This is a genomic window from Dolichospermum circinale AWQC310F (genome assembly GCF_000426925.1).
Classification (GTDB): Bacteria; Cyanobacteriota; Cyanobacteriia; order Cyanobacteriales; family Nostocaceae; genus Dolichospermum; species Dolichospermum circinale.
Genome location: NZ_KE384675.1, coordinates 37,971 through 59,980 on the forward strand (window position 1 = coordinate 37,971; position 22,010 = coordinate 59,980).

23 protein-coding genes and 1 pseudogene are annotated in these 22,010 nt (G+C 39.1%); 15 read left to right on the top strand and 9 right to left on the bottom strand.

From position 1 onward, the window contains the following. Positions 1-67 precede the first annotated feature (67 nt). From ACIR310F_RS0108755 to ACIR310F_RS0108775, 5 genes are all read right to left on the bottom strand, one after another. Complete coding sequence (locus tag ACIR310F_RS0108755; protein WP_028083514.1) at positions 68-742, bottom strand: HAS-barrel domain-containing protein; 675 nt, start codon at positions 740-742, stop codon at positions 68-70. A gap of 131 nt (positions 743-873) precedes the next feature. Next, the gene (locus ACIR310F_RS0108760; RefSeq protein WP_028083515.1) at positions 874-1,065 is read right to left on the bottom strand and encodes an NAD(P)H dehydrogenase subunit NdhS; all 192 of its coding nucleotides are present in this window, start codon (positions 1,063-1,065) and stop codon (positions 874-876) included. 129 nt (positions 1,066-1,194) lie between these two features. Then, a complete protein-coding gene (gene rodA / locus ACIR310F_RS0108765) occupies positions 1,195-2,505 on the bottom strand; it encodes a rod shape-determining protein RodA (protein WP_028083516.1) in 1,311 nt (436 codons plus the stop codon). A gap of 97 nt (positions 2,506-2,602) precedes the next feature. Next, the gene (locus tag ACIR310F_RS0108770) at positions 2,603-3,673 is read right to left on the bottom strand and encodes an Mrp/NBP35 family ATP-binding protein (protein ID WP_028083517.1); all 1,071 of its coding nucleotides are present in this window, start codon (positions 3,671-3,673) and stop codon (positions 2,603-2,605) included. 184 nt (positions 3,674-3,857) lie between these two features. Further along, a complete protein-coding gene (locus ACIR310F_RS0108775; protein WP_051289519.1) occupies positions 3,858-4,388 on the bottom strand; it encodes a hypothetical protein in 531 nt (176 codons plus the stop codon). 351 nt (positions 4,389-4,739) lie between these two features. Here ACIR310F_RS0108775 and hemF point away from each other — a divergent pair, with 351 nt between their 5' ends. The 3 genes from hemF to psb29 all read left to right on the top strand — a co-directional run bounded on the left by hemF (position 4,740) and on the right by psb29 (position 7,062). Continuing rightward, positions 4,740-5,786, top strand: a complete 1,047-nt coding sequence (gene hemF, locus ACIR310F_RS0108780; RefSeq protein ID WP_028083519.1) for an oxygen-dependent coproporphyrinogen oxidase — start codon at positions 4,740-4,742, stop codon at positions 5,784-5,786. A gap of 125 nt (positions 5,787-5,911) precedes the next feature. After that, on the top strand, positions 5,912-6,280 hold the full coding sequence (locus ACIR310F_RS0108785) for an STAS domain-containing protein (protein WP_028083520.1): 369 nt from the start codon (positions 5,912-5,914) through the stop codon (positions 6,278-6,280). A 74-nt stretch (positions 6,281-6,354) separates the two neighbouring features. Continuing rightward, positions 6,355-7,062: a photosystem II biogenesis protein Psp29 gene (gene psb29 / locus ACIR310F_RS0108790; RefSeq protein ID WP_028083521.1), complete on the top strand. Its 708-nt coding sequence runs from the start codon at positions 6,355-6,357 to the stop codon at positions 7,060-7,062. 187 nt (positions 7,063-7,249) lie between these two features. Here the strand turns inward: psb29 and ACIR310F_RS0108795 are convergent, their stop codons facing one another. Further along, positions 7,250-7,612 (bottom strand): phage holin family protein, encoded by a 363-nt coding sequence (locus ACIR310F_RS0108795; protein WP_028083522.1) that lies wholly within the window; start codon positions 7,610-7,612, stop codon positions 7,250-7,252. Positions 7,613-7,741: 129 nt separating this feature from the next. Between ACIR310F_RS0108795 and ACIR310F_RS24815 the strand changes: the two genes are divergently transcribed. From ACIR310F_RS24815 to ACIR310F_RS0108830, 10 genes are all read left to right on the top strand, one after another. Further along, the gene (locus ACIR310F_RS24815) at positions 7,742-8,062 is read left to right on the top strand and encodes a hypothetical protein (protein ID WP_155963702.1); all 321 of its coding nucleotides are present in this window, start codon (positions 7,742-7,744) and stop codon (positions 8,060-8,062) included. Positions 8,063-8,271: 209 nt separating this feature from the next. Then, positions 8,272-9,390, top strand: a complete 1,119-nt coding sequence (bchI, locus tag ACIR310F_RS0108805) for a magnesium chelatase ATPase subunit I (RefSeq protein WP_028083523.1) — start codon at positions 8,272-8,274, stop codon at positions 9,388-9,390. 89 nt (positions 9,391-9,479) lie between these two features. Continuing rightward, positions 9,480-9,641 (top strand): hypothetical protein, encoded by a 162-nt coding sequence (locus ACIR310F_RS25420; RefSeq protein WP_155963704.1) that lies wholly within the window; start codon positions 9,480-9,482, stop codon positions 9,639-9,641. A 396-nt stretch (positions 9,642-10,037) separates the two neighbouring features. Continuing rightward, on the top strand, positions 10,038-10,307 hold the full coding sequence (locus tag ACIR310F_RS0108810) for a GUN4 domain-containing protein (protein ID WP_155963706.1): 270 nt from the start codon (positions 10,038-10,040) through the stop codon (positions 10,305-10,307). A gap of 99 nt (positions 10,308-10,406) precedes the next feature. Continuing rightward, positions 10,407-10,862 (top strand): DUF3800 domain-containing protein, encoded by a 456-nt coding sequence (locus ACIR310F_RS24195; protein WP_231387447.1) that lies wholly within the window; start codon positions 10,407-10,409, stop codon positions 10,860-10,862. 66 nt (positions 10,863-10,928) lie between these two features. Continuing rightward, positions 10,929-11,483: an RDD family protein gene (locus tag ACIR310F_RS0108815; RefSeq protein ID WP_028083525.1), complete on the top strand. Its 555-nt coding sequence runs from the start codon at positions 10,929-10,931 to the stop codon at positions 11,481-11,483. A gap of 46 nt (positions 11,484-11,529) precedes the next feature. Then, positions 11,530-11,724, top strand: coding sequence for a 50S ribosomal protein L33 (gene rpmG / locus ACIR310F_RS24200; protein WP_010998585.1), 195 nt, complete (start codon positions 11,530-11,532; stop codon positions 11,722-11,724). 2 nt (positions 11,725-11,726) lie between these two features. After that, positions 11,727-11,942, top strand: coding sequence for a 30S ribosomal protein S18 (gene rpsR / locus ACIR310F_RS0108820; RefSeq protein ID WP_028083526.1), 216 nt, complete (start codon positions 11,727-11,729; stop codon positions 11,940-11,942). Positions 11,943-12,135: 193 nt separating this feature from the next. Then, complete coding sequence (locus tag ACIR310F_RS0108825; RefSeq protein WP_028083527.1) at positions 12,136-14,196, top strand: ribonuclease catalytic domain-containing protein; 2,061 nt, start codon at positions 12,136-12,138, stop codon at positions 14,194-14,196. A 142-nt stretch (positions 14,197-14,338) separates the two neighbouring features. Further along, a complete protein-coding gene (locus tag ACIR310F_RS0108830) occupies positions 14,339-15,430 on the top strand; it encodes an extracellular solute-binding protein (RefSeq protein WP_028083528.1) in 1,092 nt (363 codons plus the stop codon). A 2-nt stretch (positions 15,431-15,432) separates the two neighbouring features. Here ACIR310F_RS0108830 and ACIR310F_RS0108835 read toward each other — a convergent pair whose 3' ends face one another. From ACIR310F_RS0108835 to ACIR310F_RS0108845, 3 genes are all read right to left on the bottom strand, one after another. Further along, positions 15,433-15,978, bottom strand: a complete 546-nt coding sequence (locus tag ACIR310F_RS0108835; RefSeq protein ID WP_231387445.1) for a hypothetical protein — start codon at positions 15,976-15,978, stop codon at positions 15,433-15,435. Positions 15,979-16,113: 135 nt separating this feature from the next. Next, positions 16,114-19,056, bottom strand: a complete 2,943-nt coding sequence (gene uvrA, locus ACIR310F_RS0108840) for an excinuclease ABC subunit UvrA (RefSeq protein ID WP_028083530.1) — start codon at positions 19,054-19,056, stop codon at positions 16,114-16,116. Between the two features lie 91 nt (positions 19,057-19,147). Beyond that, positions 19,148-20,044: an alpha/beta fold hydrolase gene (locus tag ACIR310F_RS0108845; RefSeq protein ID WP_028083531.1), complete on the bottom strand. Its 897-nt coding sequence runs from the start codon at positions 20,042-20,044 to the stop codon at positions 19,148-19,150. A 249-nt stretch (positions 20,045-20,293) separates the two neighbouring features. Between ACIR310F_RS0108845 and ACIR310F_RS0108850 the strand changes: the two genes are divergently transcribed. Together ACIR310F_RS0108850 and ACIR310F_RS25425 are read left to right on the top strand one after the other, a co-directional pair. Then, positions 20,294-21,769: an S-layer homology domain-containing protein gene (locus tag ACIR310F_RS0108850; protein WP_028083532.1), complete on the top strand. Its 1,476-nt coding sequence runs from the start codon at positions 20,294-20,296 to the stop codon at positions 21,767-21,769. A 26-nt stretch (positions 21,770-21,795) separates the two neighbouring features. Further along, positions 21,796-22,010 (top strand): annotated as a pseudogene (locus ACIR310F_RS25425) (hypothetical protein); the annotation flags it as partial.

Here is a 22,010-nt window from a genome sequence, read left to right on the forward strand (position 1 = left end):
TATATTTCGGTTTTTTTCCGTTCACCTACTTAGTTAAACGCAATTAATTAGGGTTTGTCAAAAATCACTATGGGTGGATTTGACTCAAAATAAAGCGCAGACGGTCATAATCATCCTTGAGTAATATACTCAGGTGTCGTCCGGCTTTAATCAACCATTCTCGCTCAGTTTTCCGTAACTGATACACTCCACGAATAGCTGCTGCGGCCAGAGAATCTACTGGCGCACCATTAATCATCAGTAATGTTCGCAGAAAATCCAAATCTTCAGTAAACTGAATAATGGCCTCTGGTTGACAGTGATAAACGGCTTGGTGAATTTGTGGGGGACGAGGTGGCAAATATTGATACATCTTGCCATGATGACTATTTATAGATTTTTCCTCAAATCCCACAATTGCGGCTCTAAATTCAGTTTTTAGCATAGCAAATATTTGGGGTTGTTCCTCACGCAAAGCTTCTAAGGATAATCCCAAAGCAACTGCCCGATGTACAGAATCAACAGGCATAGTTGTGGCATGATAGACTATAGCATAAACTTGATTACCAGATTCTTCATCCACAGCACTCACCCAACTACCAAAAGGTGGCATTGGTGGGAAACTCAAGTCTTGGGGTTCTAAACACTGAGCCAAAAATTCTGTAGTGTTGGTTTCAATTACTTCCGCAAAATGTTGAGAATAGCGATGACTAGGTAGCAATGCGCTATCACCCGTAGTGAACTGTGGTAAAGGTAAACGCATGAACAATTAAAAATTAGTAATTAAAAATCACATCAAAAATGGATAAACAGACCATAAGGTGCATTACGGCTAATATTTTGTCTTTCCAACTCCCAAATTGTATAGCCGTAACACACCCTACTTAATATTTACTAACCCTTTTTCTGGACTGTAGTTTCCACAGGTTCTAATTCTGGGAGACGGAAAGTAATTATTTTATCCCAATTACCACCTTCAAATAGTACAGCCACTTTACCATCACTAACTCGTTGTACAAGTCCTTCAGATCGATAATATATATCAGCGGGATTTTTGACGCGAACAGTTGTTCCTGGCAGGATCATCATATTATATTTACCCTCCTTGATTTCCTATTTCTAGCTTAATGCTTTTAGGGAGGAATGAGTGTCAATATTTTTAGGCCGCAGATGTTAATATTTGACTAGATCGGACTAGATTTTTGTGATTTAAACTCAATACTTTTGACGTTGACGATAATTAGCTACAGATTCTACTATACCAATAGCAATAAAGTTAGTCAACATGGCCGATCGCCCATAACTCATCCATGGTAAAGGAATTCCTGCCACTGGCGCTAAACCCACGGTCATGCCAACATTAACAATAAGTTGAAACACAATCATGGATAACACACCAATGGCTAAAAGCGAACCAAAGTTATCTTTAGCGGTTTGTGCTACATGAAGTAAGCGGAAACAAATCAAACAAAAGATAGATAGTAAAATTAAGCAGCCCACAAGGCCAAATTCTTCAGCAACGGCTGAAAAAATAAAGTCTGTATGTTGTTCAGGAACGAAATTCAGTTGAGTCATAGGACCTTTAAATAAACCCCAGCCCCAAATTTCACCAGCACCAATAGCAATACGAGATTGAATTAAGTGATAACCCGCACCCAGAGGATCATGTTCAGGGTTAATAAATACACTCAACCGATTTTTCTGATATTCTTTTAATATATGATTCCAAGCAAAAATACCTAATTCACCACCGAGCATATTTAGACATAATGAACCAATAGTAGCAATACCAAATCTCTTCCATGGGAGACTAAACCAACCGACTATTCCCATGGCCACTGCCCATATTAAACCTAATATACTCAATGATATTTCTTTAGATAAAATTATGGGTGTAGATAATGGCCAAGATATACTAAATAGAATTGCGGCTATGACAGGGGAAATCATGAGTATTAACCAGCCGGGGTTAGCATTTGCCCAATACAACATTCCTATAAATATAGCCCCAAATACAAGGGATGTGGCTAAGTCTGGCTGTAAAAATACCAATGCCCAAGGTATAGCCGTAATTGCCAAAACCCGGAAAACACTTTCCAGTGTGGAAGCTGTAGACCTATGTAATAAAGCAGCTAAGGTGATAATTAATCCTATCTTGGCAAATTCTGAGGGTTGGACATTAAACCCAGCAATACTAATCCAACGCTGTGCGCCTTTGGCACTAGTACCGGCCAGCATGACGGCTATTAAACTAAAGTTGGTTAGCCCGTAAATGAACCAATGCCATTGTATTAGATTTTCGTAACGGCAACGAGCTAAAAATAAGGCGATAGTTGAACCAATACCGGCTATTAACCAGTGCCACCACCAGTCGGTTACAGGTTGCTTGAGTTCTGTACTCAGAATCATCAGCCCACCAAACATACTAACGGCAACGGGTAAAAAAAACAATAGCCCGTCCATTTGTTGCCAAGGCTTGAGCCAATATTGCCAACGCATTTTCGGGAAAGAAGGTTTTGATAACATTGTATGCGGCGGAGGGCTTTAACGGGGTACTGGGTAATGGGTAATTGGTAATTGGTAATTGGTAATAAATTATTCCCAATCACCTCTTCCCAAAATTCTATGTCAAGGCATTAACTGATACTTTACCTGCTACAGTAAGAGCGATCGCTGTTAAGGCTTTAGCTGCGGCTGTGTCAGGTTCACCAATAACTATTGGTACACCATTATCACCGCCTATTCTCGTAGAAATCTCTAATGGTACACATCCTAATAAGGGGACTCCTAATTCTGTGGCTGTTTTAGAACCACCACCAGAACCAAAAATGTCATATTGTTTATCTGGTTGATCTGGGGGTATAAAATAGCTCATATTTTCCACAATTCCCAAAATTGGTACATTTAGCTGCTGGAACATCCGTAAACCTTTACGGGAATCCAATAGGGAAACAGTTTGTGGTGTAGTCACAATTACAACCCCTGCCATGGGTACAGCTTGGGTTAAAGTTAATTGAGCATCTCCTGTTCCTGGTGGCATATCCACAATCAGATAATCCAATTCTCCCCATTCTACTTGATAGAGAAACTGCCGAATTACACCATTGAGCATGGGACCACGCCAAATTACAGGCTGATCTTGATCAATTAAGAAGCCCATAGAAACTAGTTTAACACCATGATTAAATGCTGGTTCGAGAATGTCGCGGCCATCATTGGAACGAACATTAATTTCAGCGTCACTCAAACCCAACATGGTGGGATCATTGGGTCCGTAAATATCCGCGTCTAATAAACCGACTTTAGCCCCAGTTTGTGCTAAGGCAACTGCAATATTTACCGCCACTGTACTTTTACCAACACCACCTTTACCGCTAGAAACAGCAATAATATTTTTCACTCCGGGAACACCATTGCGGTCTGGTAAGCTTTTTTGCTGGGGTGTTTCTGCTGTGACTTCTATAATTACATCTGTGACACCGGGCAACTTTTTAACAGCTTTTTGACAATCTTCAACTATAAATTCCCTGAGAGGACAAGCAGGGGTAGTTAACACCAAGGTGAAACTAACCTGGCCACCGTCAATTTTAACGTTGCGAATCATGTTTAGTTCTACCAGACTTTTACGAAGTTCTGGATCTTCTACTGGTCGCAACACTTCCAGGACTGAATGGGAATCTAAGACATCATACATAATGTGTTTACCGTTGCCGCTTCTATAAAGCTTAAAAAATTTTCATTGATAGATGAATCTTAACTTTATTGGGGTCAGTTGTCAGTGGTCAAGGGATTTGGGATTTGAGATTGAAGAAAATAATCGAATATGGTGCATAGAACGTTAACAACATTCCCTGTCCGGTATTTCCAGCCTGAATACTCTAAAAATCAAAGCAGCCACCATGTAAAGATTTTTTCTGGGATAATCCAGGATTTTCTACAGATTCTATCAGCGCTCTAGCGACCCGATCTACATAAGGACGAGATAAAGACCAAATGAGGGGGGATAACCAACCACGCAAAGTCACAGAATAAGATAAATAAGATCCGCAAAGAGTAGATTCTACTTGGTATATTATTCTTTCTTCTATACCAGGAATTGCTAAAACCCGGATACTTAAAGTCTGTTTAGGACTGACTCGTTCTACAAAAATCCGAATCGGAATTGGCCAAAACCTTGTCACAGCTTGAAAAATCAAGCCTGGTTTGGGGACTAATCCTAAGGGAACATTGGTACTTTTAAGTAGAGGATGCCAGGAAACATCTGTTAAATCTACGACTTTTTGCCACAGTTCATCTACGGAGGCAGAACTGATTTCCCGATAGGTTCGCACTAGGGACGCACAAAACCGCCGACGTTTACCGTGGATGAGTTTGGATAACAAATTTGGTATGATTTTGATCTGCTGCATATAACCGTGACAATGCTTAACATTGCTTGATATTTTGTCTGCTAACTATGACTTTTGAGAAAATTGTACTCAAACTCCTCCTCGTGGAAACAATATGCAGTAAAGTCTGTAAACAAAATCATAAGATTATTTGTATAACTAGGAAAATGATTCCTCAGATATGATATCTGTGGATAAGAATAACTTTCCGTGCTAAAGGAGATTTACAGGCGTTTTGAACGGTTGTGTTTTCACCTCTAATAAAAAGCTGTTCTGACAGATTAAGCCGGATTTTTGACTCTGACTGCTGACAAGTTTTGACAACAAAAATTTGTAATTGTTTAGAAATTGTAATTTTAGGTTCGGGAATCTATGTTAACCAACTCGCAAACCCCCACTATCACAAAAGAATCATCTAATTTTCTCCCTGGTGTCAATGCTCAGGCTAGAGTTAGTCAGTTTATGCAGTATGTTCAAGACCAAATTACCCAGGGTTTAGAAAAATTAGATGGTGTTGGTAAGTTTCAGGAAGATAGTTGGCAGCGTCCAGAAGGGGGTGGTGGGCGATCGCGTGTACTACGAGATGGTAGAATATTTGAACAAGCGGGTGTGAATTTTTCTGAAGTTTGGGGTTCTCATTTACCACCCTCGATTTTAGTTCAACGTCCAGAAGCAGAAGGACATGGCTTTTACGCAACTGGTACTTCCTTGGTGTTACACCCACGCAATCCTTATGTACCTACAGTGCATTTGAATTACCGCTATTTTGAAGCAGGTCCTGTGTGGTGGTTTGGTGGTGGAGCAGATTTAACACCTTATTATCCCTTTGCTGAAGATGCAGTTCACTTTCATGAGACTTTAAAACAAGCTTGCGACCAACATCATCCTGAATATTATCCTGTGTTTAAACGTTGGTGTGATGAGTATTTTTATCTTAAACATCGGGGAGAAACACGGGGAATTGGCGGTTTATTTTTAGATTATCAAGATGGTCAAGGTTCTATATATCGCGGTCCAGATCCTCATGGGGACGCTGCTATTTATAGTAATCAGGTGGGGGATTTACCATCACGCACTTGGGAAGATATATTTGCCTTGGTTCAAGACTGTGCTGGGGCATTTTTACCAGCCTATACGCCCATTGTACAACGTCGGCATGACATGGAATACGGCGATCGCCAACGGAATTTTCAATTATACCGTCGTGGTAGATATGTAGAATTTAATTTGGTTTATGACCGAGGAACAATTTTTGGACTCCAAACCAACGGTCGCACAGAATCAATTCTCATGTCCCTACCACCTTTAGTCCGTTGGGAATATGGCTATCAACCAGAACCAAATTCTCCCGAAGCCGAGTTGTATGAGACTTTCCTTAAACCTCAAGATTGGATTAACTGGAAACCAATTCAAGAATAGGCAATAGTTAACAAGCAAGAGACACTCCTTCTCTTTGCTCTTGCTTATTCCCTATTCCCTAAAAATTTCTTGAGAAACCCTACTGATGATTGATTAGCAAATATTAGCAAAAGGATGTTACTTTAATGATTCATATAGAGCAAACAACCTACACAACTCAAGACGGTACCACTATTATAGTGTTAACTCCGGCGGGTCGCTTAGATATTACTACTGCTTGGCAATTTCGGCTGAAACTACAGGAATGTATTTCTAAACTTAGTTGTCATATTGTTACTGATTTAGGCCAAGTAAATTTTATTGATAGTTCTGGACTGACTTCTTTAGTAGCTGGTATGCGTGATGCTGATAAGGTTAAGGGCAGTTTTCGTATTTGTAATATTCACCCAGAAGCCAAGCTTGTGTTTGAAGTCACAATGATGGATACAGTATTTGAAATCTTTGAAACTCAAGAAGAAGCCCTAGAAGGTGTACCTCGGAGTCTAAGTTCTTGATATAACTTGAACTATTTAGCCCTAATTGGTTCATACTAGAAAATGGAAATACGTCCCTCTTAAAAATTCTCTTTGTGAATAACGTCCGTACAGTATCTGATACAAAAAAAACGTTCTACACCCTTCATACCAGGCCGATTAATACTATTTACCGCCGGGTAGTGGAAGAATTGATGGTAGAAATGCACCTACTGTCAGTCAATGTTGATTTTAGCTATGATGGGATTTATGCTTTGGGCGTTGTGACAACTTTTGACCGCTTTATGGCTGGCTACCAGCCAGAACAAGATCAAGAGTCAATTTTTCAAGCAATTTGTCACGCAGTGGAACAAGACCCCCACCGCTACCGACAAGATGCTTCTAGATTACAAGCTTTAGCGGCCAATGTACCAGTTCAGGATTTAATTGCCGGTTTGAGTCAAGCAACTCTGTTAAATCAAGATGCAGATTTACAAAGACAACTAGAGGCAATTGCAGCCAATTCTAACTTTAAATACAGTCGCTTATTTGCTATTGGTTTATTTGCATTATTGGCAGAATCTGATCCGGCATTTGTCAAAGATAATACACAACGAACTGAAGCACTAAAAACGATAGCTAAAGGGTTACATCTTTCAGAAGACAAACTGATTAAAGATTTAGAACTATACAGTTCTAACCTAGAAAAAATGGCGCAAGCACTCATCGTCATGGCAGATATATTGTCAGCAGACCGCAAAAAACGGGATCAACGACAACAACAAACGGACACGACTACCGTATCATCTAGTATCAATGACTAAATAATGGGTATCGGTGATAGGTGATAGGTGATAGGTGATAGGTGATAGAAAGTAAGTAGGTGAACGGAAAAAAAACCGACATAAGTAACGAAAAGTAAAGTTGCCCAAAACCTGTTACCTGTTACCTGTTACCTGTTCCCTTGTCATAACGACAATTTTTCACGCCAACCTACTTACCAATTACCAGTTATACACCCAATAATTTGTAAATAATATTATTGATCATGGTAAGTGCAAAAGCACCTAAAATAGCACTCCAAATACCAAAACGCAAATAGAAACCATCTACCAACCAAGCAGCAATACTAAAACAAACAACAGCTATCATAAAGGTAAAGATACCAGATAATATATCAAAACTGGCTAAACTTGGAATCACAAACAAAAGTTTGAGAATTGGCTTCACAAGTGCTGTAATAATACCTAAAACTGCTGCGGATAAAATAGCCTTTTGTGGAGTATCAATTTCCACTCCTAAAGGCAATTTACTAATCATAAACAAACTAATAGAGGTGACTAACCAAACAATTAGCAACGTCGTTATATCCATTACCATAACCCCTGAAACGTCAATGGTGATTGGTGATAAATTACCTGGTTAACTTGGTTTTGTGGATGTGAAAATTCTCGTAGTTTAACCAATTAAAGGAATCCGGTTTGATTCTGTGAATTTACTTGTGTGATCAGGGAACAGGGAACAGGGAACAGGGAACAGGGAACAGGGAACAGGGAACAGGGAACAGGGAACAGGGAACACGGAACACGGAACAGGGAACAGGGAACACGGAACACGGAACAGGGAACAGGGAACACGGAACACGGAACAGGGAACAGGGAACACGGAACACGGAACAGGGAACAGGGAACACGGAACACGGAACAGGGAACAGGGAACACGGAACACGGAACAGGGAACAGGGAACACGGAACACGGAACAGGGAACAGGGAACACGGAACAGGGAACAGGGAACAGGGAACAGGGAAGAAAGACAGAATTGATACCTACTAATTCTTGTATGGCTACGCCACGCAAGCTATCAAAAATCAAATAGGAGTTCTATATTTAGAAATTAACAGAAGTTTTTTCCAGAACTGAAATTTATTCTAAATATCTTTAGGTTTACTTTCCTTGTGAACCACATTCCCCGTCATCTCCCCAGCTGTGTCAAAATAAGGAATTGTCATCAAAAATATTATAAGGTAATTTAGTGACTTCAACTGCTCAAGCTAGTGCGAGTGCGCGTCGTGCGGTCTTTCCATTTACAGCCATCGTCGGTCAAGAAGAAATGAAATTGGCGCTGCTGCTAAATGTCATTGACCCCAAAATTGGTGGTGTAATGATTATGGGCGATCGCGGCACCGGCAAATCTACAACTATCCGCGCATTGGCGGACTTATTACCGGAAATACCTGTTGTTGCCAATGACCCCTTCAACAGCGACCCCAACGACCCGGACTTAATGAGTGATGAAGTGCGTCAACAAGTAGCCCAAGGGTTAGAAGTTCCCATTGCTCATAAAAAGGTGCAAATGGTAGATTTACCATTAGGCGCAACAGAAGACCGGGTTTGTGGCACAATTGACATTGAAAAGGCTTTATCTGAAGGTGTGAAAGCTTTTGAACCAGGACTACTAGCTAAAGCCAACAGGGGGATTTTGTACGTTGATGAGGTCAATTTGTTAGATGACCACTTGGTAGACGTTCTTCTTGATTCCGCAGCTAGTGGTTGGAATACCGTTGAACGGGAAGGAATTTCTATTCGTCACCCCGCGCGGTTTGTGCTTGTTGGTTCAGGAAACCCAGAAGAAGGGGAACTGCGTCCTCAATTACTCGACCGTTTTGGAATGCACGCGGAAATTCACACAGTTAAAGAACCAGCTTTACGGGTGCAAATTGTGGAAGAAAGAGGGGAATTTGACCAAAATCCTGCTGTGTATTTGGAAAAACACCAAACTCCCCAAATAGCATTACAACAGCAAATTGTCAATGCTCAGGAATTATTACCACAAGTTAATTTAGACTATGATTTTCGGGTGAAAATTTCCGAAGTTTGTTCAGAATTAGATGTGGATGGTTTGCGGGGTGATATTGTCACTAACCGCGCTGCTAAAGCCTTGACCGCTTTTGAAGGACGAACAGAGGTTACAGTTGACGATATCCGTCGGGTAATTACTTTATGTCTGCGTCACCGTTTGCGGAAAGATCCCTTGGAATCTATTGATACTGGCTATAAGGTAGAAAAGGTCTTTTGTCGGGTTTTTGGTGTGGAACTTCCAGAAGATTCCTCACAAAAAAATGGTGCGGGAATGAAAGCCGGAGTGCGTTAGTGATCATCTGGAGACGTTCTGGGGAACGTCTCTAAAAACGTTAATTAACAACTAACAAATTAAGCAGGTTGGCGTTAAAAATTGTCGTTATGACAAGGGAACTGTTAACTCTTAACTGGGAACAGGTTTTGGGCAATTTTACTTTTCGTTACTTATGTCGGTTTTTTTCCGTTCACCTACTTACAACCTTGATCAGATTTGAAGATACTAGTATAATATTTATTGAAAACCCATTAGACATCTGGAGGTAATTAAATGTGCGTGGTTTGAAACCCTTGTAGAGACGTTCTATAGAACGTCTCTACATTCATTGAGAACGTCTCTACATTCATTTTCGGAGATGTCTATTGACGATAATTAAGGTTTTTTCTCAAAAAAAGCCCACGCAAATTTTATCTAAAAAAATTGTACAAAAAATAGTTGAGAATTTCAAGCCCTAAAACTAACCTTTTTCGTCAGCTTATTGAGAAAATTCTCAAGATTATTGAGAATATGGGTTAATATAGGGTACTAGTGCTTTTTTGCTGAAGAATGATTTAAATAACTTATTAGATATATTCAGATTTATAATAATCATTGATAATGGTGAGTTACTAGTCGCTAACACAGCCTACTTAAAAGGTTTTAGTATTGTAGGGTGCGTTAGGATGAAATCCGTAACGCACAGAATCATTGATAATGGTGCATTACTAGTTGCTAACACACCCTACTTAAAAGGTTTTAGAACTTTGCGCCTTTGCGTGAAGTTAGGCGATCGCGTGGGTTGGAGGAGAAATAATGAATGGCTTAGTTATGAAAGTCACATTTTTAGTACAAACGCACTACAAGGACACCTCCCGCGGCTGGGGATTAGGAAGGGATTTTATACTAAAAGTTGGATATATTTATTATATTCTTTTTTCCTCTCTAGACTATAATCCATAAGCGTTACACAAGATTATAAGTATTTTTATCAAAAAATAAACAACCAGTGGAGAAGCTATTCAAAAAATGATAGAGAGAAAGCACTTGAAGATATTTTACAAGTTTTTTTACAGTCACACCCAAGTAACCGACTATTCGCAAGTGTCATCAAAAAGACTTTAGTATCGCCAAAAGATCCTGTTGAGGTTGCATTTGAACAACTTGCTAGTAGATTTGATAGATATCTGATCAGGCTTCATAAACATGATAATACACAGAGAGGAATTATCATTTTCGATAAATCTACTTATGAAACAACCATTCAATCTTTAGCAACTGATTTTAGAACCATTGGATATAGTTGGGGTGTGATTAGAAATTTTTCTGAAGTACCGTTATTTTTAGATTCAAAAGCTTCGAGACTAATTCAACTTGCTGATATACTCGCTTACGCAATTTTCAGAAATTTTGAAAAGGGAGATAGTAGATTTTTTCTATCATTCAGCAAAGATTTGATTCTGAAGGCGGTATATTGCATGGCTTACATATATTGCAATAGAATTAAATAAATTGATATTGATTTTGTATTATCTATTCTATGATACGTTACCTGTACCACCAGCGAGGTAAAGGTTATGACTCTTGTTAAAGCAAATCAAAGACACTACCAGAAAGGAGATATTACCCGTCGAGGTATGGCCTTAGCTCTTGACTTCTTGACTGTATGGTTTCTCAGTTCTATCGTCAGAAATAATCAAATCGGTGTACAATTTACCCAAATCTTTGTTTTTATTTTTGCTTGGCTAATTTTTCGCGTCGTCATAGTTTACAATAATCAGGGACAAAGTTTAGGACGTTGGGCATTTGATTTAAAGGTGCTAGAAGTCGTAAATGGGGAAATAGTCAACAGAATCCCCCAATTTCAGACGTTATTGCTCAGAGAAGGGATTATTTGCTTTTCTAGCTTATTATTATCCATTTTCTTGACTAATATCATTTTCAATCCCACTGCTATCGTGTTATTGCTTCCCCTAATCATTGACGGCGGCGCTGCTTTATCTGATACTCAAATGCGTCAGTCCTTCCATGACCGTTTTTTTCGGACTATCATAGTTTCCTCCCGACGTGGTTATTCTTTAGATCTAAAAATTAAAAGACTGGTTGGAAAATTTCAGCGAAATGTGAGATAATGGCAATTTGTGTTAATTATCTCCAGGCTTTACAGTTTGTAAGTTTATGGCTAAGAGTAAAGGTGCGCGTATAATAGTGACACTAGAATGCACCGAGTGTCGAACAAATCCAGATAAACGTTCCCCTGGTGTATCCCGCTATACCAGCACTAAAAACCGTCGGAACACAACCAACCGTTTAGAACTGAAAAAGTTCTGTACCCACTGTAACAAACACACAGTTCACAAGGAAATTAAGTAAGAATGAGTTACTATCGTCGTCGTCTTTCCCCCATTAAACCAGGGGAAGTCATTGATTATAAAGATGTAGATTTGTTACGGAAGTTTCTCACCGAACGAGGTAAAATACTACCGCGGAGAATTACTGGGTTGACTTGTCAGCAACAACGGGCGCTGACTCTAGCTATTAAACGGGCCCGGATTGTGGCTTTGTTACCCTTCATTAACGCCGAAGGTTAAGAAGATTTTGGATTTTGGATTTTGGAAGATCATCCAAGAAAAGTGGCGGTTGCATGGATATTGCGCGGTTACTTTGAGTCCAAAATCTAAAATTTAACAATTAATTAATGGGATAATGGGCAGAAAAGGATTAGATACTGGTTATTTAATCCCGACCAGTGTAAAAATCTAAAAATATTAAAGTGCGACAGTTGTGGATAAGGGGACGTTAGTTGAATTTAGGGTTCAAAGCGATCGCCGTCTGGGGGTGGTAGATCGTCCAGATGGGAAAACTCGTTGGTTTGTAGTAGATGAACGTGGTCAATCCCATAGCCTCGCACCGCGTCAATTTACCTACACAGTGAGCGGACAAATGTATAAACCAGGGGAAATTCCTGAGTTTTTAAATCAAGTCCAGCCTTATCTAGATCCGTCGAGTTTGGAAGTAGCATGGGAACTACTCATTGAAGATGGGGAAACTGTCACCCCTCACCAAATGGCGAATCTACTGTTTTCGGAATCAGCCCCTCCCCAGTGTTATGCAGCCCATTGTTTGCTATCAGAGGATAAACTCTATTTTAAGCAAAAAGGGGACGCTTACGAACCACGTAGCGCAGCCCAGGTAGCAGAACGCAAGCACCAGATGGCTGTAGAATCACAAAAAGCAAAGGGACAGCAGGAATTTTTAGCCCGTGTAGAACAGGCACTTCAGGGCGAAGTGGTAGAATGGCAAAGAATAGATCGCCAGCGTTTAGAAGCATTAGAAAAGTATGCAACTCTACTGGCAGATGTGATCACGCTGAAGGTAAATTACGACTCTTTAGCCCGTGCTTGTCCGCCTCCAGCCTCAGTATTAGAAACTATGAATATGCTGGGACGTTCTGCTACGCCCCAAGGTGCTTTTCAACTGTTGATAGATTTGGGTTGGTGGAGTCCCTATGAGAACCTGTTCCTACGCCGTTCATCAATTTCTGTTCAATTTCCTCATAAGGTATTAGAAGTGGCGCAAGAACGTTTGGATTTCCCTAGCACAGATTTAGACACAAACCGTATCGATCTGACTCATCTGAAGGTATACACCATTGATGATGAAAGCACGACGGAAATAGACGATGGTTTGAGTTGGGAGGTATTACCAGATGGAAGAGAACGGTTGTGGGTACATATAGCCGATCCTACCAGGTTATTAATGCCAGATGATGAATTAGATTTGGAAGCGAGAAAACGGGGGAGTACGGTTTATTTACCTACGGGGATGATTCCCATGTTTCCAGAGGTGTTAGCTACAGGTCCGATGAGTTTGGTACAGGGGAAAGTCTGTTGCGCTCTCAGCTTTGGAGTGATTTTAGATCAAGTTGGATCTGTAGAAGATTATTGTATACATACTGGTTTAATTAAGCCTACCTATCGTCTCACCTATGAAGATGTAGATGAGATGTTGCAATTGGGAGTACAAGCAGAACCAGAAATTGAAGCGATCGCTAATTGGGCCAAAATACGCAAAAATTGGCGTTATGGTCAAGGGGCTATTAGTATCAATATGCCAGAAGCGATGATCAAAGTCAAGGACGATGATATAAATATTAATATTTTAGATGATTCCTTGTCCAGGCAACTAGTAGCAGAAATGATGATTCTGGCTGGAGAAGTAGCAGCCCGTTATGGTCAAACCCATAATATCCCTCTCCCTTTTCGCGGTCAACCCCAACCGGAATTACCTCCAGAGGAAGAATTACTGCAATTACCAGCGGGCTTTGTTCGTTCCTGTGCTATGCGTCGGTGTATGCCTAAGAGCGAAATGAGTATTACACCTGTGCGTCATGCTGGCTTAGGTTTAGACACTTATACACAAGCTACTTCTCCTATTCGCCGTTATAGCGACTTACTGACTCATTTCCAATTGAAAGCACATTTACGCGGTGAAGGTTTACCATTCTCTGCAGAACAACTCAAAGAAGTGATGATGACAGTCAGCAGCGCCACCCAAGAAGCAACGATGGTGGAAAGACAAACTAATAGATATTATGCTTTAGAATATTTACGTCGTCATCCTGAAGAAATTTGGCAGGTGACAGTATTGATGTGGTTGCGTGAAGATAGTAATTTAGCACTGATTTTATTAGAAGATTTAGGTTTACAATTGCCTATGTCCTTCCGGCGTTCTGTGAGTTTGGGAGAAAATTTATTAGTAAAAGTTAGTTTGGCTGACCCGCAAAAAGATTTGATTCATTTTCAGGAGATTATGTATCAAGAAGCCCAATCAATTATAAATTAATTAGCGATTGACCTAAAGTCCACGCAGGTGGACTTTATTTTTGTAGTAGTGACTTCAGTAGGTTAACATAATAAAACCAAACTTTATCAAGAAACGTAAAATCCCTGAAAACTTCTTTACTCTTGCCTTAAATGCAAAATCCATGGACAGACGATCTTTTTTATTAGGTACAACTACTTTAGCACTTTCGCAAATCATAATTGGTTGCGAGACAAAGCAAGCACTTTTGAATGTACAGCTATTAAAAAACTCCATTCCCGGTCAGGTAGTTAATCAGTTTCGGAAAAGTGTAGAGTCAGGGGGAAAATTGAAATTTACCCCAATTGATCAGATTGAGGAATTATTTAAATTATTGCAAACTTGGCAAAAACCACCAACTAATAAAAATCAAAAATCATTGCCAGCAAATTTGGTAACATTGGGAGATTATTGGTTACAAGCAGCAATTAATCAGAAATTGATTCAACCCTTATCAACAAGAAAGATCCAAAATTTAGCTAAACTAGATGAAAAATGGCAACAATTAGTTAAGCATGATCAGGAAGAGGAAATTTGGGGTATTCCTTACCGCTGGGGGAATACAGTTATTGTTTATAATCAAGAAAAGTTTGAAAAGTTAGGATGGAAACCGAGAGATTGGAGTGATTTATGGCGTAGTGAATTAGAAAATCGGATATCTTTACTTAATCATCCGCGAGAAGTAATTGGTTTAGTGTTGAAGAAATTAGGAAAATCTTATAATACCGAAAATATTAATCAAATCTCCTCCTTAGAATCAGAATTACAAGCATTAAATAAACAAGTTAAATTTTATGATTCTACAAACTATTTAGAACCATTAATTATTGAGGATACTTGGTTAGCAGTAGGATGGTCAAATGATATCATCCCGATGATCAGTCGTTATCAAAAATTTACCGCAGTTGTTCCCCAGTCAGGAACAGCAATTTGGGCAGATTTATGGGTAAGTCCTACAGGATCTAGCAATGATACACTAGCATATAAATGGCTAGATTTTTGTTTGCAACCGAATACATCTAGGCAAATTGCTTTACTAACTAAAAGCAATTCTCCCATTGACAATAATATTGCAATTAGAGACATCCAGAAGCGCCTACAGAACTTGTTATTGAATAATTCAGAGATTTTTGCCAAAAGTGAATTTTTACTTCCCTTAAGTCCTGAAGTAACACAAAAGTACGAAGATTTATTTATGAAGATGAAAAAATCGTAATTTTAGAAAGAGGGACGCAAACCAAATTTGCTTTGATTATTCATCTGAATACTACAGGAAACGGGAGTTTGAGTAAAATTACAGGTATAAGCTGCTAAAAATTCTTTTTGATAGTCAAAAACTCGAATATTGTAACCAGACTTACTAGTTAAACCCCCCAAACGATTGACAAAAACATACTGTTCTAAATAATCTAATAAAATCCAAACTGGCTGATTAACAATTAAATCTACTCGTGGGGGTTCAGATTGAGAAGCAGGGTAAACTATCCAATTATCCAAAAGTTTGTTTTCCGAGTTTTTCTGAGACCACCATAAACTAGGAATTGTCAATTCTTGGGGATGAATAGTTTTAGAAGTGATGATATTATCTTTTGGTTGGGAGAGTAAATCCAATTCTAAAGGTGCTTGAGAAGGTAAAGGGATATTTTGGGATTTTGATGGAAGAATAGGAAAAAAGCAAGAAGTAGTAAAAGTAAGAATTTGCAAAGCTGCAAAAATTACCTTTTCTTCTAACTTCCATGATTGAGAACTGCGGTTTTTATTCATGATCATATTTCCATGCAAGCAATTATTTTTGATTTTGAAAATATTTAAACTCTAAAATTCAGATCAAGGACTCCCAGATAAGTCCTCTCTCCGTACTCCTTCCTCTGCGCCTCTGCGCCTCTGCGTGAGAAAAAATTACCCCATTGCTGGATATTGAGCCAACACCTGCCGTAAATATTCCCCAGTATAAGAACGGGAATTTTGCGCCACATCTTCAGGCGTTCCCGCAGCAATTATTTCTCCGCCTTTATCTCCTCCTTCTGGTCCTAAATCTATGACCCAATCTGAACAACGAATCACATCTAAATTATGTTCAATGACTAAAATTGAATTTCCTTTATCTACCAATCTTTGTAAAACGTCCAACAATTTGTGAACATCATAAAAAGATAAACCTGTGGTTGGTTCATCTATTAAATATAAGGTTTTTCCAGTCGCGCGTCGAGATAATTCTGTCGCTAATTTCACCCGCTGCGCTTCTCCACCAGATAAGGTTGTGGCTGGTTGTCCTAATTGGACATAACCTAAACCAACATCTACTAATGTTTGTAATCTCGTTACGGCTTTGGGAATGTTTTGACAAAAATCTAATGCTTCTTCAACGGTCATCTTCAAAACTTCAGAAATTGATTTATCTTTATATTTAACTTGCAGGGTTTCTCGGTTATATCTCGCACCTTTGCAAATTTCACATTGTACATAAACGTCAGGTAAAAAGTTCATTTCAATGACATTTACACCCTGTCCACTACAAGCTTCACAACGTCCACCTTTGACATTAAAGGAAAATTGTCCAGCTTTATAACCTCTGGTTTTCGCTTCTACAGTTTGGGAAAAAACATCACGAATAATATCGAAAACTCCGGTATAGGTTGCGGGGTTAGAACGGGGAGTTCTCCCTATGGGTGATTGGTCAATGACAATGGCTTTATCAACACAGTTTAAACCTTTGATTTCATCTATATCTTTGGGTGCGGGGGATTTTTTGAGTAAATGATGTTGTAATGCTGGATAAAGTAATTCATTAATTAAGGTAGATTTTCCTGAACCAGAAACACCCGTAACAGAAACAAGTTTTCCCAAGGGAATTTCTACATCCACATTTTGTAAGTTATTGCGACGCGCATTTTTAATAGTTAAAGCTCGGCCATTTCCTTCTCTTCTTTTGGCGGGAGTATTTATGACTCTTTTTCCTGATAAATAAGCCCCGGTTAAGGATTTTTCTGCATTCAGTAAATTCTCTAAATTTCCTTGAGAAATAATATGTCCTCCATGAATTCCCGCCCCAGGACCAATATCAACTATATAATCAGCCGCGCGGATAGTTTCTTCGTCATGTTCGACAACTATTAAGGTATTTCCTAAGTCCCGTAATTTGGTTAAGGTTTTTAGTAATCTGGCGTTATCTCTTTGATGTAAACCGATACTTGGTTCATCTAAAACGTATAAAACTCCTGTTAGTCCTGAACCAATTTGTGTCGCTAACCGAATGCGTTGAGCTTCTCCACCTGATAATGTCATGGCGGGACGATCTAAGGTGAGGTAATCTAAGCCAACATCTAATAAAAATTGTAATCTAGCTTTGATTTCTCTCAGAACTAAATCAGCTATTTGACTTTGGCGATCGCTCAATTTTAATTTTTCTATTCTTTCTCGACATTCCCGAATGGAAACGGTAGTAAAATCTAAAATTCCATATTGTCCCAATTTCACAGCTAAGGCTTCGGGTTTTAATCTTTTCCCTCCACAAACTTCACAAGGTTGATCAATTAAATATTCTTCTAATTTCTGTTTAACTAACTCTGTTCCCCCTTCATATTGTCTTTGTAAAATCGGAATTACGCCTTTAAAAATTTGCTTTTTCTCCGTTGGATTTTTCGGTTCTTCTTCTCCATACAAGACAATTTTTTGCTGTTGCGCTGTCAATTTCCCCCATTGGGTTTGTAACTCAAAGCCATAATTTAACCCCACAGCATACAATAACTCTAAATAATAGGAATTTTCCTTTTCTGACCAAGGAGCGATCGCCGCATACATAGGCGAATTTTCATTAGGTACAACCAACTCCGGGGAAAATCTTCTTAAAGTCCCAATCCCATGACAATGGGGACAAGCGCCATAAGGTGAATTAAAAGAAAACAACCGCGGGGATAATTCTTCCATTACCGCACCATGTTCGGGACAAGCAAAGTTTTCTGAAAATACCATTTCCTTGGGTAATTCTTCTTCAGAAATACCTTGATTTTTTCCCTCAGTTGATATATACTTACTATCAGGTCGCTCCAGCGCTATCTTATCCGATGTCTCTTTTAATACCTCAATTATAGCAATCCCGTGAGATTGCTTAAGACAAGTGGCTAGAGAATCTACTAAACGCTCTTGAATACCATCTTTTTTAACTAATCTGTCAATAACCAGTTCTATAGTATGTGTACTATTTTTATCTAACTCGATCAAATCAGATAGCTCTCGCACCTCCCCATTTACCCGCAAACGAGCGAAACCTTGGGAAGCTAAACCAGAAATTAATTTGCGGTGAGTTCCCTTTTTTCCACGGACTACAGGGGCTAAAATTTGGAAGCGGGTGCGGTCGGGAAGTTCCATAATGCGATCGCACATCTGGTCTATGGTTTGAGGCGCGATAGAGTGATCACAAAGGGGACAATGGGGTTCACCCGCTCGACCATATAACAATCGCAAATAATCATAAATTTCCGTTACTGTTCCCACTGTGGAACGGGGATTATGGGAAGTTGATTTTTGGTCAATGGAAATTGCGGGACTTAAACCCTCAATTGCTTCTACATCAGGTTTATCCAATTGTCCCAAAAATTGGCGAGCATAGGCGCTTAGGGATTCCACATAACGACGTTGACCCTCCGCAAAGATGGTATCAAAGGCCAAGGAGGATTTACCCGAACCAGAAACCCCAGTAAAAACAATCAAACGATCACGGGGTAATTCCAAATCAATATTTTTCAGATTATGCTGTCTAGCACCCCGAATGCGGATAGTATTTTGGCTATGATCAGGGGATGGAAGCAGATCATTTAAAAAAGCGGCTAGATTTTCTGACATATTGACAGGCTAGGGAAAGTTACACATTGAAACAATCCTTAATAATACTATCTTTACCTGGTTTATGGCAAAATCTAATTTTAGTTTCCTTTTACCTATTACCAATTACCTGTCCCAACCAACTAATGATTTCACCATTAACAACATCGGGAACTTCATCATGGGGACAATGGCCAGCACCAGGAACCGGGACAATTTTCACATCTTTACCATCTTTTTGTGCTAGTCTATAAACATCCGCTCCTGTAATTGGTGTCCAAGGATCTTCCTCACCCCAAATTACTAACAAAGGCCATTCTAACTTAGGTAATAACGAACTAGGACTAGGTCCAGGGGGTGCGGTCAAAATTGAAGCAAAAACAGCTTGCGCCCCCGGTTCACAAGATGGTATATAGAGTAAATCCACAAGTTCATCAGTTACAGCGTTGCGATCGCGGTACACTTGATATAATGTCCGTCTAATTTGTGATTTTTGGCGAATCCGGTCAAACACAAATTTACCCGTCACTGGGTTAGCTACTAACTTGTTAAAAGTCGCCATAAAAACCCGCAGCAGTGGGTTTAATTCCTGGGGACGGTGACTTAAACCACCAGCGGAGTTAATTAACACGCCTCCCGCCGCAATTTCCGGGTATTCTGTTAAAATAATTAAACTTAAAAGTGCGCCAATGGAATTACCAATAAATATCGCCGGTGTCTGAATATGTGTATTGTGAAAATCTTTTAATAATTCCGCCCACAATTCCATGGTATAATCTACCTTGGCTTTATCAGAACCCCCAAACCCCAACAAATCTAAAGCAAACACCTGATAACCAGCCGCAGCTAGAACCGGGATATTTTTCCGCCAATGACCAATGGAAGCACCAAACCCATGAATAAGTACCAATGGTTGGCCTGTACCCATAACTGTATATTGAACTTTATAACTGCGCCAAGTCCAAACTTGTTTTTCTAATGTCTGTAAATGCTGGGTTGTAATTGTCATTTGTCAAAATTTCAGTGTAAATTTCTGGTTTAATTTATTATCTATGATGATCAATTGTCAATTATCATTGGATAATTGTAGGCTGGGTAAAGCAACAGCGAAACCCAACAAGGTCGTGAAGATGTTGATATTGAGTTTTGTTCCTGAAACAAACCTAGACAATTTAATGTTTGTGCCTTAAACTTGACAGTGTTTACTTGTAATTACCAATTATCATTAGTTTACTTGCCAGGTGTGAGCTAAAATATCATGAATCCCATTCAATTAACTTATTGGAGTAAACTAGTTGTTACAACTGTTTCTATTTTCGCATTATCGCCAATATCTTCCGCATTAGCATTATCAAAACTGTCCTATTTAGATCCACCAAATTTCAGTCAGTTTTCAGAAAAGAAAGTTTTAGCAGATAAATCTGACGATAAAGCAGTCGGAGTTACTGTTGCTACCAGTTCTTCTCCAGAGAGAAAACCAGCATTCACACTTTATATCTGGCAACCAGGTGGTACAATCTCAGAGGTAACAGCCCGTATTTCCATCAAAAGTAAATATGGAAACAAATACCGCCAAGAGAGATTTTTAGGGGATTATAGATATAGAATGAAGCAAAAGGCTAATTTTGTCAAGGGGTTTAAATCAGGGGATCTTATAGTTATTCGTTTATATGATACCACAAATCGCTTGATTGGCTACAGTGAATTTGCGATTTTACCAGAAAATACTGCGGTCAACCTAATTTTATCAGCTAATCCCATAGTAGATCAAGTAGTTCGTACTTTTTATGGCACTGATGTTAACAATGATAGCATTGTTGATGATGATAGTACCAAATACGATTATTTCATCCAACTTAATAACCAAAAAGTTACTTTTCTGAGTAATTCTGAAAATGTAAGTATTACTCAATACCAAGCAGCCGGATTTTCTCAAATTTCCACAACTGCTGCTTATCCTATATCCCTGAGTGATGTTGTTGGTAAATCTATCAACATTTTTGATTCTAACTTAGCACAAGCCTTAACAGTCCCTCCGGGGAAGATAACACAGTTAATTCCAATTCAGGAAAATTCCAGTTTTGAACTGGGAGAACTGTTAAGTAAATATCGGCAAATAGGTGTAGCAAAAAATATTAAAGTTTCATTTTCTGATATTCCCAAAGACTATTGGGCTAAAGAATATATTAGCGAATTGGCCGCAATGGAAATAATTGGTGGCTTTCCTGATGGTTCTTTTCGTCCTAACGCAGCGGTAACTCGTGGAGAATTAGCTGTTTTGTTGCAAAAAGTGTTTACGAAAAGTAAAATTCGTAAAGCAGTAGCTTTTAAAGATATTCCGCCGCGACATTGGGCTTATAATGCGATTCGAGAGAGTTATGAAATGGGCTTTTTTAACACATTGGGTAGTAAAAAATTCAACCCTACTCAAAAGCTGACTCGTTTAGATATTTTAATCACCTTAGCTAAAGGACTGAATTATCAATTTACTGGTTCTACAGAAAATATTCTTTCAGTTTACAGTGATGCCTCTACCCTGAAAGGCGAACACCGTAATTCCATCGCTAGTTTAACACAAAATGGTGTAATTGTCAACTATCCAAATATAAGATTGTTGAATACTAAAAAAATTGCCACTAGGGCAGATGTATGTGCATTACTATATAGAGCAATGGTTGTGAATGGTGAAGTAGTAGATTTTCCCTCCAAATACAATGTGAAAATCACAAGATAAGTAGGTTGGCGTTAAAAATTGTCGTTATGACAAGGGAACAGGGAACAGGGAACAGGGAACAAGGAACAAGGAACAGGGAACAAGGAAGAGGTTTTCGGCAACTTTACTTTTTGTTACCTGTGTCGTTTTTTCCGTTCACCTACTTAGAATGGGAGAAAATAGGGGAAACAATGTTGAATCATGAAACTCTTGTGGTGCGGGCATCTTGCCCGCTAAATATGTACCTCATAACACCGGGAAG